This is a genomic window from Pantoea sp. X-Soil-OKNW-713, from assembly GCF_059730685.1.
Map to the genome: position 1 here is coordinate 2,741,941 of NZ_AP035995.1, position 16,441 is coordinate 2,758,381.

Genomic DNA, 16,441 nt, shown 5'->3' on the forward strand with positions numbered 1-16,441 from the left:
TTTATTTCTGACAGCATGCTCCTGCAACAAGGAGATTAATATGCCGCGCAGAAAAAACCTGAGATTGCCGCATTATGACTACACAACGTCGGGTGCCTATTTTATTACGCTGGTAACCCGTTTACGCGCACCGCTCTTTGGTTATATCGATCAAAATAAGGTGATATGCAACAATGTTGGAAAACATCACCTTTTCGCTGCCTCGCATTATTGGATTATACAAAGCGGGTGTATCCCGGCGTTGTGAGCAGAAAATCTGGCAATTTAATTTCTTCGAGCGGGTAATTCGTGATGAGCGGGAATTATATAATGTGCGGCAATATATTGAGCAGAATCCGATGAGTTGGGAGCTGGACCGTTACTATCAAAACATTGTGCGATAAATCACAAAACATTGCGCGATAAATCGCGCCGCTACGGAAATATGCTGGACACGTAGCGGCGCGATTTATCGCGCATTATTTCCTTATTGCGATTTATCGCGCATTATTTCCTTATTGCGGAAAATCCGTATCAATCGACGTCTGTTTCCACGCTTCAATCTGCGCCAGCCGCTCTTTTAATTTATTGGTCACTGCGTCATAACCCCAGGCCCCCATGACCAGATGGCGCGGAGGATTAGCATTTTCGGTGATGGCAATCATCGCGCTGGCGGCGCGAGCCGGGTCACCCGCCTGGGTGCCGCTGTATGCAGAGGTGGCTTTCATTCGTGCGGCTGCGGTTTCGGCGTATTCCGGCAGCTTACTTGGCGTTTGATGCAGCGAACGCCCTGCCCAGTCGGTACGGAACGGTCCGGGTTCCACGCAGGTGACGTGGATGCCGAGGGGAGCGGTTTCCAGTGCTAACGAATCGGACCAGCCTTCCACCGCATGTTTGCTGGCGGAGTAATAACCCGAGCTGGCAAAACCGATAAATCCGGCCACCGAGGTGATGTTGATAATATGGCCGCTGCGCGCTTTGCGCATCGCTGGCAGCACAGCGCGTGTCAGGGCGAACAGGCCGAATACGTTGGCATCGAACTGGGCGCGGATTTCCTGCTCCTCGCCCTCTTCCACCGAACTTTGGTAACCATAACCGGCATTATTCACCAGCACATCGATGCTGCCGAAGGTTGCCAGCGCTTTGTCTACCGCCGCATCAATGCTTGCCTGCTGCGTCACATCCAGCGCGACCGCCAGCGCGTTGCTGTGGCCCTCGACCAAATCCTGCACTTTAGCCGGATCGCGCGCGGTCACCACGGTGTTGAATCCACGCGCAATCGCCTGCTGCGCCAGTTCCCGACCAAAGCCTGTGGAGCAGCCGGAGATAAACCATACCGGAAGTTTTGCTGTTGCCATGCTGAGACTCTCCTGAAATGATCCAGGCCCGATGGCAATGCCAGCGGGCAAAGAGACTAAGTCTGGCAGGAAACCCGTAACGGTTTTAGCGCGATGTGCCTCATTAAACGTTCATTGCCGGATAGCGCTGGCGCAAATCTGCAAAGATGGCGTGCATCTGCGCTGCCGTGTCCGTGTCACCTCCGGCCGCCACCGCCCTGAACACCTGCTGTTTGAGAAAATGACGCCAGCCAACGGGCGCTGCCGCCAAAAACGTGGTCAGCAGTTGATAACGTTCCGGCGTCCACCGCGCTTCAAAGGCGTTACGCGCTGCACCATGATCAAAGTGTTCGCTGGCCTGCTGGCGCATTTCACTGCGTAGCCGTGCGGTGGCTGCCTGATCAATCTGGTCATTGACGATCACCACACCATAGTCGGCACGGGCGGCCTCGTGACTGACAAAGCCACAGCGTACATCGCCCAGCACCGCCTGTTCATCACGTTGCACCGGCAGGCCATAGCCGCCAGCCCCCGGCCCACGGACTTCAACAATGTCGCCCGGTTGGCACCGAATCACATCGGTATTGCCATGCTCGATCACCTCGCCGTCACGCAGGGTGCGGAAATGAGACAGACCGCCAGGCTGGCCGCCCAACACCCCCGCCGAGGCAAACACCGAACGGTTACGGTTACGCGCGGTGACCAGCGTATCCGGTGCGAAAATCTCGAACACCATCTCGGTCGCCAGCCCGCCGCGATAACGCCCGGCACCGGCGCTGTCTGCCGTCAGACCGTAGCGGTGGAAGTGGATTGGCACCTCGGCTTCGTTGATCTCAATCGGCGTATTTTTCAGAAAGGCGGATAAACCGCCGGAACCGTCCGGGCCATCATGCCGCGGCGTGCCGCCCGCGCCACCGCCGACCGGCCCGAGTGACGCCACGACGCTCCGATTGGCAGCATCGCTGGTGCGGATATTCATGATCGAGTTACCGCCCGGCGAGTTGGCAGGCAGGCGATCCGGGATGGCCTGCGAGAACACGCCAATGGTGGCGATTTGCGACAGCGCACAGGTCAGCGATCGCATACCGACCGCCGCGGGCGCTTCACAGTTCATCACCGTGCCCGGCGGCAGAATGGCGCGCGTCGGACGCAGCGTTCCGGCATTCAGCAGCAGGTTACGGTCCAGTGTCGAGAGCACATAAGTGACGCCGACCAACGCCAGCGGGTGACGCTCACGTCCCCCGGTAGGCATATTTAACGAAGAGGCCAACTGCGGATCGCTACCGGTGTAATCCAGCTCCAGCGTCTCTCCCTGCACGCGCAGGGTGATCGCCACGCGGCACGGATAGCCCCCGTCACCATCTTCATCGGCAAAGTCAGCATAGAAATATTCGCCGTCAGGAATGGTAGCGATAATGCTGCGCGCCTGACGTTCGGCGTAATCGAGAATCCCTTCGATGCCCTGAAGAAAATCTTCAACGCCAAAACGGGCAATGATCTCGTGGATTTTGCGTTCGCCGACGTTGACCGAAGCGAGTTGCGCTTTGAAATCACCCCAGTTTTGGTCCGGCACGCGCACGTTAAGGCGCATAATACGCGCCACTTCTTCATTCAGTTCGCCATTGCGCACGATTTTCAGCGGCGGAATGCGGATGCCTTCCTGCACGATATCCGTCAGGGAACGCGACAGCGACGCGGGCACCGCCCCACCGACATCGGTGTTATGGATATGCCCGACAACAAAGCAGATGATTTCCCCCTGATGAAACACCGGCTTCCAGATATGGATATCCGGTGAGTGGGTCGCCACGTTACCGGCATACGAATCGTTGGTGATACAGATATCCCCCTCGTCGTAGTGGTCGATCAGCGCCAGCACCGGGCCGTAATCAATACCGCTGTACCAGGGCGCACCGAAACTGCGCGGCGAAGCAAACGCCATGCCATCGCGGCTAACGATCTGACAGGAGAAATCTTCCGTCTCTTTCACGAAGGTGGAGTGCGCGGTGCGCATCAGGGTAAACGCCATCGCATCGGCCGCTGCGGCGCAGTAGTTAGCGAGGATTTGCAGGTTACGTCCGTCAATCGCCATCTTAGTTGCTCTCCAGCGGGGTAATCAGTAAGTTGCCAAATTCATCCACCCGCACCGTCATCTGCGGCGGCACGCAGGTGGTGCAGTCGTCCTGGGCGATAATTACCGGGCCAGAAAGCTGATGTCCCGCGCCCAGGCTGGCACGCAGCACCACATCGACCTGATGCGGTGCACCATCGATCCAGGCACTAACCTGCTTCGCCACCGCAACCGGCCCCTGCGCCGCTGCCAGACGATTGAGCGTGGGTTTCGGCGTCGGTGACGCAATCACCAGCCGCAGGTTGATGACCTGCACCGGGGCACTGGCATCACAGTGACCAAACAGCTGCTGATGCTGGCGATCAAAGGCCTCATGCAGCGCATTAACGTTGGCCTCCGTCAGCCAGGACGCCTCCAGTGCCACTTCAATTTCGAACGACTGGCCGCGATAACGCATATCCGCGCTGTAGTGCAGGGTAAACGGCATACCCTCGCCGTGCTGCTCAGTGAGCCAACCGCGTGCGCGCTGGCTCAGCGCCTCGGCCTCAGTGGCCAGTTTATCTGCCAGCGTGCTGTCCAGTTCGCTATACAGCGTGCGGATAAAGTCGTTACGGATATCCGCCACCAGCCCACCCAGCGCCGACAACACGCCAGGCGTCGGCGGCACGATCACCCCTTTCATATTCAATTCGCGTGCAAGGAAGCAGCCCATCATCGGGCCAGCCCCGCCAAACGCGAGGAACCAGAATTCACGCGGATCAAGACCAAAACGCGACAGCAAACCGCTGGTATCGCTGTACATGCTGGAGATCGCCAGTTCGATGGCGGTTTCCGCCGTCTCCTCCACGGAAATATCGAGCTTATCTGCCAGCGGCTGCCAGGCTGCACGCGCCGCCGCGACATCGACTTTCACCGCGTTGTAGCCCAAATCACCGTGGCCGATCATGCCGCAGGCGGCAAAGGCATCGGTGGCGGTCGGTTGCGTACCGCCCCGCTGGAAACACACCGGTCCCGGCAGTGAACCGGCGCTGTCCGGTCCCATTTGCAGCACGCCCTGATTATCGATCCACGCCAGCGAACCGCCGCCCTGTCCCACAGACGTCACCGCCACGGACGGGATGTAGATGGGAAAATCACCGATGATTTCGCCGTTACCCTGCGCCACCTGGCCGTCGATAATCACCGCCACATCCGCGCTGGTGCCGCCGATATCCAGACTGAGAATTTTGTCAAAACCGCAAGCGCTGGCGAGGAAGCTGGCACCGATCACCCCGGAGGCCGTACCGGACAGCACCATCTGCACGCATTCGCTTTTCGCCTGCTCCACCCCCATCACCCCACCATTGGATTTGGTGATGCGCGGTGGCGGCAGCACCCCCATCGTCTTCAGCGCACGTTCAAAGGATTCGAGGTAATTGATCACCATCGGCTGCACATAGGCATTGATAGTGGCGGTGATGGTGCGTTCATACTCGCGGATAATTGGCCAGATATCGGCTGAGCAGGAGGTCAGCAGTTCCGGTGCCTGTTCATTGATAATGGCTTTAACGGCGGCTTCATTGTGGCGATTGCGATAGCTGTGCAGTAACGCCACCACAATCCCCTGGCAACCCGCCGCTTTTGCGCCAGCAATGGCCTCCAGCACGCTCTGGCGATCCACCGCCTGCACCACCTCACCGTGGCGATCGGTACGTTCTTTGATGGCAAATACCCGGTCACGGGAAATCAGTGGGGCGGGTCGCCGCGAGAACAGATCATGAATGTGCGGAATCTTCAGGCGTGCCAGTTCCAGCACATCGCAAAAACCTGCTGTGGCAAACAGCGCCAGTTTGACCCCACGCCGCTGGATCACCGCGTTGATGCCCACCGTGGTGCCATGCGTGAAGTATTCGATATGCTGCGGCGCGATACCGTCACGCTGCTCCAGTTGCGCCAACCCGGTAAGAATCTCACTGCCGGGCTGATCTGGCCTTGAGAGAACTTTTAAAGTGTGGATCTGATTGGTTTGCTCATTCAGCACGGCAAAATCAGTAAAGGAACCGCCAATATCTACGCCAACACGGTACATGGTTTTTATCCGTTATCAGGAGAGAGGAAATTCCATCAGCTTGTGCGGGTCCTGCACTACACGCCAGCCAAGGCGCTGATACAGCTGATGGGCATCATTGGTTGAGAGCATCCAGCGGTGCACGGTTTGCAATTCCGGGTGCTCCCGCACACAGGTTGCCAGCCAACTGCCCAGGCCGTGACCACGCCAGTTTTCATCGATGATCACATCACACAGCCAGCCAAAACGGGTGTAGTCGGTGATCAACCGGGCGAAACCGATTTGCTGATTCTGCTGATACAAACCAAAGGGCAGCGATCCGTTGATTGCGCGCTCGGTTTTCGCGCGCGGCTGACCTTTGGCCCAGTAAGAACGCTCGGCCAGTTGATAATGAATCCAGTCAACATCCAGGCGCTGACGTTCGGTGGAGATGATGAAGTCATCGCGCTGCCACAGGTGATCGGCAAGGTTCAAGGCGGTCATGGCAACTCCTTGTAAAGGGATAAATTGAGTGTAAGGGCGTACGGGCAAGCGTAGCGGCTGAAGCGAGAGCCGGAACAGCTAAGATAAAGGGAATTTTGGGCGGTGGGGAAATTTTATGCTGTGGGGGCAGCGGTCTGGCTCCGAGAGGGTTCCGCCCGCCCCCAACGCCTGCGAGCCCAGTGTTCTCTTAATTGCGCGATAAATCGCGCAGACAGCAATAATTAAATCACCAAAAAACACAAGTCATGCAGCGGCGGGTGGGGCGCCATCCGGACTCGCTGAGCGAATGAATGCTGCCAGGATGAGCCGCATGGATGCGGCGAAAGGCGGCGTTGAGTGGTAGCGGCGCGATTTATCGCGCAAAAAAAGAGGCTGGCGCGAGGCCCGGGATTGCAAAGGGTGCGGCCAGGCACCCTTTGCTCGGTCGCCGCACCGGCGAGCTGAAACTACATCAGCCTGTGGCGAACGAAACCAGCACGGTGAACGAAATCACACCCCAAACTCCACCGAATTCTGCTTCGCAATCAGCGACCTCAACGGCACGCTGCTTTTCATAATCGGTGATTTAATCACGATATAACTGAAGTACTTATCGATGCCGATTTGCGCATCCAGCATCTTCTCAATCACTTCCTGGTAATGTTCAATGCTGCGGGTAATAAACCGCAGCAAATAGTCATAACCGCCGGTAATCAGGTGGCACTCCATCAACTCGTCCACATCACGCACGGCGTTTTCAAACTTCATAAAATCTTCGCGGCGATGACCAGACAGCGTGACTTCGGTAAATACCGTCACGGAGTCGGTAATTTTGGTGAGGTTGATGTGTGCTTCATAACCGGTGATAAAACCAGCCTGCTCCAGACGTTTCACCCGTTGCAGGCAAGGGCTGGGTGAAAGTCCAACGGCGTCGGCCAGATTGACGTTGCTGATACGGCCATCTTTTTGTAGTTGCACCAGGATATTAATATCGATGCGGTCGAGTTTCATTAAGCCGTTCATAGCACCCCTCATTGTTGACCAACCGTGCAGGTTATCCCGATGGTATATCACGCTTTAATGTGGCTGCGCCAGCACTGACGCACGCCACGTTCTTCGGGGAACCTGTTAATAATTCCAGCAATATCAATGAGGAAGCCGGATTTATCCGAGTCGGCCACTGGCGCGGGCCAGCGCGATATCAAAGATATGCAACGCTTCTTCCAGCTGAGAATCGGTGGTGACCAGCGGAGCCAGGAAGCGGATGGTGCTGCGGTGCAGACCACATTTAATCAACAGCAATCCTTCCTGACAGGCGCAATCCAGAATCTTTTGCGTCATCGCCGCATCAGGACGTTTGGTCTCAAAATCGATGATTTCCACCGCCTGCATAAAGCCCACGCCACGGACATCACCAATACAGGCGTATTTTTCCGCCAGCTGATGCAGGTGCGCATTGAGTTTCTCGCCCAGTTGATTACTGCGCGCCAGCAGGTTGTCGTGTTCCATCAGATCGAGCACCGCTAACGCCGCCGCACAGCCCAGCGCATTACCGCCATAGGTGCCGCCCAGCCCACCAGGTAATGGCGCATCCATGATCGCCGCTTTCCCTACCACACCGGAAATCGGCAAGCCGCCGCCGAGGCTTTTCGCCACGGTTACCAGATCCGGGGTAATCTCCGAATGCTGGAAAGCGAACATTTTGCCGGTACGTCCAAAACCGGTCTGCACTTCATCACAAATCAGCAGAATGCCGTGTTTTTCCGTAACGCGGCGCAGCGCCTGCATAAAGTTGGCCCCCGCTGGCAGGAAGCCGCCATCGCCCTGTACCGGTTCGATGATAATCGCCGCCACTCGTTCCGGCGCAATCTGCACCGCAAACAGTTGGTCCAGCGCTTGCAGACAATCGTCATCACTTACGCCGTAAAACGCGTTCGGGAACGGCAGGCGATACACCTCGCCAGGGAAAGGACCGAAATTCTGTTTGTAGGGCTGGCTCATGCCCGTCAGGGTACAACCCAGCAAGGTACGGCCATGAAACGCGCCATCAAAAGCGATGATGCCGGAGCGCTGAGTATGCGCACGGGCGATCTTCACCGCATTTTCTACCGCTTCTGCACCGCTGGTGAAAAACACGCTCTTAAACGGCTGGCCATTGCCCACCAGTTGATTCAGGCGCTGCGCCAGTTCGATATACCCCGGATACGCCACCACCTGGAAACAGGCGTGCGAAACCAGACCAAGCTGTTTGGTAACCGCATTTACCACCGCCGGATGGTTATGGCCAACGTTCAGTACGCCGATACCACCCACGAAATCGAGGTAACGATTCCCCTCAACGTCCCATACTTCGCTACCTTTAGCCCGCTCGATCACCAGCGGATGTGCGGTGACCACGCCACGCGGCACATGCTGCTCACGCGCATCCAGTAACAGGCTGTTATCGGAATATGTTTGCTGTTCCGCCATGACATTCTGCATTTTTAACCCTCATCCACGTAACGTTCTGTTGGCTCAAGTATCGCAACCCGTTGGTTTCTCACGCTGCCGTAATTGCCGGGGCAGCGGCATTTCCTGTCAAAATCGTCTGCCATTCAGCAGGGAAATTCTGTACGCAGCGCGTGGCGGGCAATGGCGGTCAACGCCTGAATACCCTGCGGAATCAGTGCATCATTAAAGTCGTAGGCTGAATGGTGCAACGGCTGGCTCGGCGCGGAACCAATCCACAGATACGCACCCGGTTTTGCCTGCAACATAAAGGCGAAATCTTCCGAGGTGAGCGCCGGTTGTCTGGCTTCACTCGCCGTCATTCCAGCCTGCTGTACCGCAGTCAGTGCCAGCTGCGCTTCAGGCGCGCTGTTCACGGTGGCCGGGTAATAACGCAGGTAGTTGACCTCGGCATGCAAACCGTGCGCGGCGCTGACGTGCTGCGCCATTGCGCGCAACCGGGTTTCGATAATGTCCTGCGCCGCCGGGCTGAAGGTGCGGACGGTGCCGGTGATGCTGGCTTCCGCCGGGATCATGTTGTGCGAGAAACCGCCCTGCATCCGCGTCACGCTGAGTAGCGCCGGTTCACAGGGGTCCAGTGCGCGCGCCACCAGAGTGTTAAGCGCCACCACCAGCTCGCTGGTCGCTAACAGGGTATCGTGCGTCAGGTGCGGCTGCGCAGCATGGCCGCCGCCCCCTTGCACGGTGATATCAAAACGATCCGCCGCCGCCATAATCGGCCCCGGACGGGTTTGCACCTCACCCAGCGGCAGTTCCGGCCAGTTGTGCAGCGCATAGACCGCATCACAGGGAAAACGGCTGAACAGACCGTCATCGATCATCGCTTTCGCCCCTGCCAGCCCCTCTTCCGCCGGCTGGAAGATAAACACCAGCGTGCCGTCGAAATCGCCCTGTTGCGCCAGTTGTATGGCGGCACCCAGAAGCATCACCGTATGTCCATCGTGACCACAGGCATGGCAGATACCCTCATGGGTGCTTTTCCACGGCTGGCTGCCGTTGTCCTGCATGGGTAGCGCATCCATATCGGCACGCAGGCCAATCACCCGCGATCCCGTGCCACGTTTCAGCACCCCTACCACGCCGGTGCCGCCAAGACCGCGATGCACCTCAATGCCCTGCTCCGTGAGAACCCGCGCCACGATGTCGCTGGTGCGGGTTTCTTTGTATCCCAGCTCGGGATGGGCGTGCAGATCCCGTCGCAGTGCGACTAATTGTTCCAGTTGCATCTCAGTATCCCCGGTTGCGATCGATCACGCCGACCATCGGTTCGCCGCGTTGATAGCGACGCAGATTTTCCACCAGTGCCGCCACAGCGCTGTCGGTTTGCGTCTGGCTGGCGATATGCGGTGTCAGCCAGATGGCCGGGTGGTGCCAGAACGGATGCCCGGCTGGCAGCGGTTCGGGTTCGGTTACGTCAATCACCGCCGCGCTGAGCTGGCCACTCGCCAGCGCCGCCAGCAGATGATCGTCGTTAAGTTGCGGCCCGCGCCCAACCTGCACCAATGCGGCTCCTGATGGCAGTTGCGCGAAAAGTTCGGCGTTCAGAAGTCCACGGGTGGTGTCAGTAAGCGGGAGCAGACACACCAGAATGTCGCTCCAGGCGAGGAACTCCGCCAGTTGCTCGCTGCCGTGCCAGCAGCGCACGCCGTCGATGTCACGCGGTGTACGGCTCCAGCCCGCGCAATTGAAGCCAAGCGAAACCAGTTGTTTTAGCGATGCCTGGCCCAGTTCTCCCAGCCCCATCACCCCGACGCGGCGTTCGCCCGCGGTATAGATGCGATGGGTTTGCCACAGCTGTTCACGCTGCTGCTGGAAATAACGCGGCATGTCACGATGCAACCCCAACACGGCGAAGGTAACGTACTCCACCATGCCCTGGGTCAGGCCGGGTTCGATCATCCTCACCACCGGGAGTTCCGGCGGCAGTTTGCTGAGGTCAAACTGGTCTGCCCCTGCGCCAACCGACATCAACGCTTTCAGGTTGGGAAAGGTCGCCATGACATCGTCTGGCGGCTGCCAGGCCACCAACACCTCGACCTGCTCAGCGTCATCAATGTCCGGCCAGATATGTAGCTGAATATCTGGCGCATGTTGCGCCAGCCAGCGTTGCCAGTGCGCACCGCGCACCGGATCAGATTTGTAGGCGATATGCATCAGGCCATCGCCTGGGTCATCAACCCGAACGCCTGCATGCCACCGACCTGCGGTGACCACGGCGTTCCCCGAATCATGGTGGTCGGCGCATCGACCTGCGCCAGTCCCAGTGTTTCCAGCCAGGCAGCCAGCGGTTGTGCGCCGTCGGTATCAATACGCACAAACTCACCGTTTAACCCCTGCATCAGCGCCGATACCAGCGCCTGTGCTACCGGCAGGTTGAGCGCAATCACCGGGCCAATCGCCCAGCCATGTCCAAAGCGGCGCAGGCTGGCAAAACCATGAATACGTTGTTGCGCATCCTGCAAGATCACCGTTTGACTGTCGGCAATCAGGGTTGCAATCATCCTGGGACGCCACATGCCATGCGCCTGCTGGTCCAATTCGGTCAGCACGCTGGCATCGGCAGCGGTGGCGTTACGCAGCGTCAGCCCGGTTGGGATAGTCACGGTCGGCACAGTCGTCAGCGCACGCGTCTGGTGCTGCTGGATATGGCCGGTGACGTTAAAACCCAGTTTGGCGTACAACCCTTTACCCATTTCAGTGGCATGCAGCCGCACATTGTAGCCGGGGAATTTTTCCAGCAACGCCAGCATCAGCTGCTTGCCAACGCCACGTCCCTGAAACTGGTCGTTAACGATCACCAGCCCGATAGTGGCGGCCTGCTCACCCCAACGCCAGCCAATGGCGCTGCCAAGGTAAGCGCCGTGTTCTTCGGCCACCACGCCCTCACCCAACGTCACCGCCTGCAACCAATCCTCACGGCGGTGCGGCCATTTGAGGTGTTGCGTTATGGCAAAACCCTGTTCGATGTCGTCTGCCGTCATCGCGCGTAATGTGATACTCATGTTGTGCTCCTTACATCATGCCTGGCGCGTCAAGGCCGCTGCCATCAACCAGACGGGAATAACGATAAGGGGTCGGATCGACCACCGGCGTCGTATCCGTGGCGAGATCGGCTGCCAGCCGACCGGCCCCCGGACCGATACCAAAACCGTGTGCACTGTAGCCCGCCGACAGCACCAGCCCCGGCAGTTTCGCCACGGTGGAGATCACCGGAATCGCATCCGGTGTGCTGTCGATCATGCCGCCCCAGGCCTGCGCCAGTTTCAGGTTGGCGAGTGCCGGATACTCTTTGCGCATCGCCGCCAGTCCTTCCTGTACCAGGCTGGCATCCGCTGCCGGGTCAAGAATTCGCACCCGCTCAAACGGTGACTGGCGATCGAATTCCCAGCCGCCCAGTGCTTCCGGGCCAGTCAGGAACGGTTTGAAGCTCAAACTGAATTTAAGGTTTTTACGGCGACTTTTGAAGGTCGGATAGAACTGGCGGGCATAGCGAATGCCTTGCGCGCCGGGTTCCAGACGACCACGTCCCGACACCGATACCGTGTAGCTGCCATCAATTTGCGGACGACAGGCAAAGCCGGGGGTATACAGCGGCATGGCGATGGCTTGTTCAATCGGCTGAGTTCGGAAAGCGGTGCCGATCACGTTGCCAAGCGGCAGGTCGATACCGTGGCGGCGGCAGAACATCGAGGTCCAGGCACCGGCGGCACAAATCACCCGGCTGGTTTTGATCAAACCACGCTCGGTCCAGACACCGCTCACCACACCACCGGCAATATCCAGCCCGCGCACCGCGCACTGCTGGAACACCAGCGCACCAAGTCGCTGGGCACCGATGACCAGACCGGCAGACGCCAGACGCGGCTCGGCATGGCCGTCGGTCGGCGATGAAACGCCGCCCAGCCAGTGGGTGGTGCTGCCCGGCGTCATCGCTTTGGCCTGTTCGGCGCTGAGCATATCGCTGCGCACGCCGTACTGTTTCGCCATCTGGCCCCATTTTTCCCAAGCGGCGATATCGTCTTCGTTGCGCGTGGCATACACCAGGCCGCTGCGGCAAAAGCCCAGCTCCTCACCGGTTTCCGCATTGAGTTCACCCCAGCGTTGCAGCGCATAGATGATCAGCGGCAGTTCGCGCTCGTCACGGTTCTGCTGGCGGCACCAGCCCCAGTTACGGCTCGACTGCTCGGCACCGACCAGCCCTTTTTCCACTAACACCACGTTTAAACCCTGCTTTGCCAGCTCCCAGGTGGCGGCCGAACCGGCGATACCGGCACCGATCACCACCACATCGGCAGACTCAGGGAAATTTGCACTGTCCTGTACATAACGAATCGGCGCAGGCATAACTTAACGACCTCTTTTGGTTTGGGTTGGTGAGCGTTTTCCCTCACCCTAACCCTCTCCCGCAAGCGGGAGAGGGAACTGATCGAGCAAGCAATCTCTCCCGCAAGCGGGAGAGGGAACTGATCCAGCATATGGCACATCTCCCTCTCCCTTATGGGAGAGGGCCGGGGTGAGGGTCACAGACCGCACCTGCCCAGAGGGCCGGGGTGAGGGTCACAGGCCGCACCTACTCCGCCTTCAATACCTCTTCATGCTCATCCAGCCAGCCCTGGCGCAGCTCGGGAACGGCGCGTTTCAGACGTTCGAAATACAACTCGCTGGTCGGCAAGGCATAATCTGCTCGTGCAATCTGGGTGATAATGCGGCCACTTTTCATCACCACGATATCGTCGCAAACTGCGCGTACCGCGTGCATGTCATGGCTGATAAACAGCACCGACAATCCCAGCTCGCGTCGCAGCTCGCTGATCAGATCCAGCACGGCGGCGGCCACCACGGTATCGAGTGCGGAAGTCACTTCATCGCACAAAATCAGATCCGGCTCGGCAGCCAGCGCACGCGCCAGGTTAACGCGCTGCTTCTGCCCGCCAGATAACGCCCACGGACGTCGCCACAACACGCTGCGCGGCAGCTTGACCAGATCAAGCAGCTGATGCAGCCGCTGCTCACGCGCCGCGCCACTCAGACCGTGAAACAACGCCAACGGTCGTGACAGGATGCGTTCGACGCTGTGCGCCGGATTAAGTGCGGTGTCAGCCATCTGGAAGACGTATTGAATACGGCGCAGCTCGTTATCAGGCCGTTTGTGCATATCGCCGTTGATGTAATGGCCGTTAAACAGGATATGTCCCTGGCTCGGGGCATTCAGCCCGGCAATGGCGTGCGCCAGCGTGGTTTTACCGGAACCGGATTCCCCAATGATGCCGATCGCCTGCCCTTTCCACAGCTTCAGGTTGATATCTTCAAGGATGCGGATTTTCGGCTGACCGTCTTTGTCGCGCGGGCCATAACCGGCGCAGAGATCGCGCACTTCCAGCAGCGGTTGCATCTCTGCGGTAGCGCAGCTCCAGTTACTGGGACGCTCGCTCTGACGCGCCGCATTCATCAACAACTGGGTGTATTCCGCCTGTGGCGCGCCAATCAGCCGTTCGGTGGTGCCGTACTCCGCCATTTTGCCCTGCAACAGCACCAGAATACGGTCGGCCATTTGCGCCACCACCGCCAGATCGTGACTGACGTAAATGGCAGTCACGCCACGCTGGGCCACCACGCGGCGAAACGCTTTCAGCACTTCGACCTGGGTGGTCACATCCAGCGCGGTGGTCGGTTCGTCGAGGATCACCACATCTGGATCGCCAATCAACGCCATCGCCGTCATCAGACGTTGCAATTGACCGCCGGATACCTGATGCGGGAACCGATCGCCGATGGTTTCCGGGTTCGGCAACGCCAGTTCGCGAAACAGCGCTATCGCCTTCTCCTTCGCCGCTTTGCGTTTCATGGTGCCGTGGATCACCACCGGTTCAATCACCTGGTCAAGAATACGCATACCCGGGTTAAACGACGCCGCCGCGCTCTGGGCGATATAAGCCACTTTGTTACCGCGAAATTCACGCAGTTGCCCCGGTGACAGGCTGCGTACATCGGTGCCAGCAACATGGATCATGCCGTCAGCAATGCGGCAGCCGTGGCGGGCATACCCCATCAGCGCCATAGCGATGGTGGTTTTGCCGGAGCCGGACTCACCAATCAGTGCCAGCACTTCCCCTTTCTGCACGGTAAAACGCACATCAGAAACCAGATCAATCTCTTCACCTTTGTCGGTCTGCGCGGTGACGCGCAGATTCTCAACGGCAATCACAGGCATGGCGGTATGGGGTGTCACGTTCATGCTCCCTCCTTCGCAAGGGTCAGTGGACGCATCGCTTGCAGGCTGTCGATAAACAGGTTGGCACCGATGGTCAGGCTGGCAATGGCGACCGCAGGCATCAGTACCGCCGGTGATCCATCAAACAAGCCCTGAATGTTTTCGCGTACCAGCGTGCCCCAGTCGGCATACGGTGGCTGAACGCCGAGGCCGAGAAAGCTCAGGCCGCTCAACAGCAACACGATGTAGACGAACCGCAGACCGAAGTCGGTGAGCATCGGATGCACCATATTGGGCAGGATGTCGTGAATTGCGATATACCAGCGGCTTTCGCCACGCAGCTTCGACGCACGCACGTAATCCATATTGCGCAGGCTGCTCGCCATAGCGAAGGCAATACGGAAGGCACCCGGCCAGTAGGTGAAGATGGCGGTGAGGATCAGCATCGGCAACGAGGAACCAAACACCGCAACGATCATCAGCGACAGCACTTTGCCCGGTAGTACCAGCAGCGCATCGTTGACACGTCCCAGCACTTCCTCCAGCCAACGTCCGGTTACTGCGGCCAGTAGCGCCAGCAGGGTGCCAATCAGGCTGGCCCCAAGCGCGGCGGTCAGCGCCAGACCGATAGAGAACTTCGCACCGTACAGAATGCGGCTGAGGATATCGCGCCCGAGATAGTCGGTGCCGAGCCAGTTATCCGCGGTCATACCGCCGAGCATCGGGCCACCACCAATATCTTCAACGCTGTGCGGTGCCAGTTGGGTGCCGAATATCGCCATAAACACCCAGAACAGCGAGATCAGCAGGCCGAAGCGGCCAGAGATCGTTAGCGACTGAAAAAAGCGCCAGGGAAGTAGCAAGCTATTCATCAGCTCCTCCATTTCGGGTTAAAGGCGATGGTCAGGATGTCAGCCGCCAGCAACAACAGCAGGTAACAGGCAGCGAACAGCATCACGCAGAACTGCACCACCGGCAGGTCGCGGTTGCTCACCGCATCCACCAGCGCACTGGCAAGGCCGGGATAGCTGAAAATGGTTTCGATAATGATCACGCCGCCAAACAGATACGACAGGCTGAGTGAGATGGAGTTGGCAATCGGTCCGACCGCATTCGGCAGCGCGTGGCGCAGTACCGCCCGCAACGGCGAGACCCCCTTCAGGCGCGCCATCTCCAGATACGGGCTGTCGAGCTGGTTGATGATGGCGGCGCGTGTCATGCGTGCCATCTGCGCCACCAGCACGCAGCACAGCGTCAACACCGGCAAGGCATAGGATTTCAGGTAGCTGAGCAGATCCATATTCGGACTGCCGAACGACATCGCCGACACCCAATGCAATTTGACGGCAAAAATCAGCACCGCCACGGTGGCGACGAGAAACTCCGGCACCGCCACGGTCGCCATCGTGCTGACCACCAGGAAGCGGTCAATCAACGAACCCCGGTTCATCGCTGCGGCGATACCAATCACCAGCGCCAGCGGCACACAGATCAGGGTAGTGATCGCCGCCAGTTCAAAGGTGGCCGGAATACGTTGCGCCACCAACTGTGCTACCGGTAAATGGCTGGCGAAAGAGATGCCAAAGTCGCCATGCAGCATCCCGCCCAGCCAGCTGAAATAACGCACCAGCAGCGGCTGATCCAGCCCCAACTGCTGGCGTAACGCCGCCACCGTTTCCGGTGTGGCGTTTTGCCCCAGAATCATCTGCGCCGCGTCACCGGGCAGCAGGCTGGTGATAAAAAACACCACCGCCGAGACGATAAGCAAGGTCAGGATGCCCGCGCCTGCGCGGCGGGCAATCAGGAACATCATGTATCGGTTCATC

General features: G+C 58.8%; 14 protein-coding genes. 1 reads left to right on the forward strand and 13 read right to left on the reverse strand.

Annotation, left to right across the window (positions count from 1 at the left end):
- Nucleotides 1-173 precede the first annotated feature (173 nt).
- Entirely contained in the window at nt 174-383 is a 210-nt protein-coding gene (locus tag AC6I8R_RS12960) for a hypothetical protein (RefSeq protein WP_415173580.1), read from the forward strand.
- A gap of 111 nt (nt 384-494) precedes the next feature.
- On the opposite strand, the gene AC6I8R_RS12965 is transcribed toward AC6I8R_RS12960, so the two are convergent.
- The 13 genes from AC6I8R_RS12965 to AC6I8R_RS13025 form a co-directional block, all read right to left on the reverse strand.
- Complete coding sequence (locus AC6I8R_RS12965) at nt 495-1,337, reverse strand: oxidoreductase (RefSeq protein WP_021182790.1); 843 nt, start codon at nt 1,335-1,337, stop codon at nt 495-497.
- 103 nt (nt 1,338-1,440) lie between these two features.
- Nucleotides 1,441-3,408, reverse strand: coding sequence for a hydantoinase B/oxoprolinase family protein (locus AC6I8R_RS12970; protein WP_497832424.1), 1,968 nt, complete (start codon nt 3,406-3,408; stop codon nt 1,441-1,443).
- Between the two features lies 1 nt (nt 3,409).
- The gene (locus AC6I8R_RS12975; protein ID WP_415173582.1) at nt 3,410-5,455 is read right to left on the reverse strand and encodes a hydantoinase/oxoprolinase family protein; all 2,046 of its coding nucleotides are present in this window, start codon (nt 5,453-5,455) and stop codon (nt 3,410-3,412) included.
- A gap of 15 nt (nt 5,456-5,470) precedes the next feature.
- Entirely contained in the window at nt 5,471-5,917 is a 447-nt protein-coding gene (locus AC6I8R_RS12980) for a GNAT family N-acetyltransferase (RefSeq protein WP_021182787.1), read from the reverse strand.
- A 489-nt stretch (nt 5,918-6,406) separates the two neighbouring features.
- Nucleotides 6,407-6,919 (reverse strand): Lrp/AsnC family transcriptional regulator, encoded by a 513-nt coding sequence (locus AC6I8R_RS12985; RefSeq protein WP_021182786.1) that lies wholly within the window; start codon nt 6,917-6,919, stop codon nt 6,407-6,409.
- Nucleotides 6,920-7,060: 141 nt separating this feature from the next.
- Nucleotides 7,061-8,377, reverse strand: coding sequence for a 4-aminobutyrate--2-oxoglutarate transaminase (gene gabT / locus AC6I8R_RS12990; protein ID WP_208724067.1), 1,317 nt, complete (start codon nt 8,375-8,377; stop codon nt 7,061-7,063).
- 113 nt (nt 8,378-8,490) lie between these two features.
- A complete protein-coding gene (locus tag AC6I8R_RS12995; RefSeq protein ID WP_415173589.1) occupies nt 8,491-9,624 on the reverse strand; it encodes a M20 aminoacylase family protein in 1,134 nt (377 codons plus the stop codon).
- 7 nt (nt 9,625-9,631) lie between these two features.
- Nucleotides 9,632-10,558: a 2-hydroxyacid dehydrogenase gene (locus tag AC6I8R_RS13000; RefSeq protein WP_497832425.1), complete on the reverse strand. Its 927-nt coding sequence runs from the start codon at nt 10,556-10,558 to the stop codon at nt 9,632-9,634.
- Nucleotides 10,558-11,406, reverse strand: a complete 849-nt coding sequence (locus AC6I8R_RS13005) for a GNAT family N-acetyltransferase (protein ID WP_497832426.1) — start codon at nt 11,404-11,406, stop codon at nt 10,558-10,560. Before AC6I8R_RS13005 ends, AC6I8R_RS13000 begins: the two co-directional genes overlap by 1 nt.
- 10 nt (nt 11,407-11,416) lie before the next feature.
- On the reverse strand, nt 11,417-12,748 hold the full coding sequence (locus AC6I8R_RS13010; protein ID WP_497832427.1) for an NAD(P)/FAD-dependent oxidoreductase: 1,332 nt from the start codon (nt 12,746-12,748) through the stop codon (nt 11,417-11,419).
- Nucleotides 12,749-12,974: 226 nt separating this feature from the next.
- On the reverse strand, nt 12,975-14,639 hold the full coding sequence (locus AC6I8R_RS13015) for an ABC transporter ATP-binding protein (protein ID WP_208724065.1): 1,665 nt from the start codon (nt 14,637-14,639) through the stop codon (nt 12,975-12,977).
- On the reverse strand, nt 14,636-15,487 hold the full coding sequence (locus tag AC6I8R_RS13020) for an ABC transporter permease (RefSeq protein WP_021182780.1): 852 nt from the start codon (nt 15,485-15,487) through the stop codon (nt 14,636-14,638). Before AC6I8R_RS13020 ends, AC6I8R_RS13015 begins: the two co-directional genes overlap by 4 nt.
- Entirely contained in the window at nt 15,487-16,440 is a 954-nt protein-coding gene (locus AC6I8R_RS13025; RefSeq protein WP_013509639.1) for an ABC transporter permease, read from the reverse strand. The genes AC6I8R_RS13020 and AC6I8R_RS13025 overlap by 1 nt, the downstream gene beginning before the upstream one ends.
- Nucleotide 16,441 lies beyond the last annotated feature (1 nt).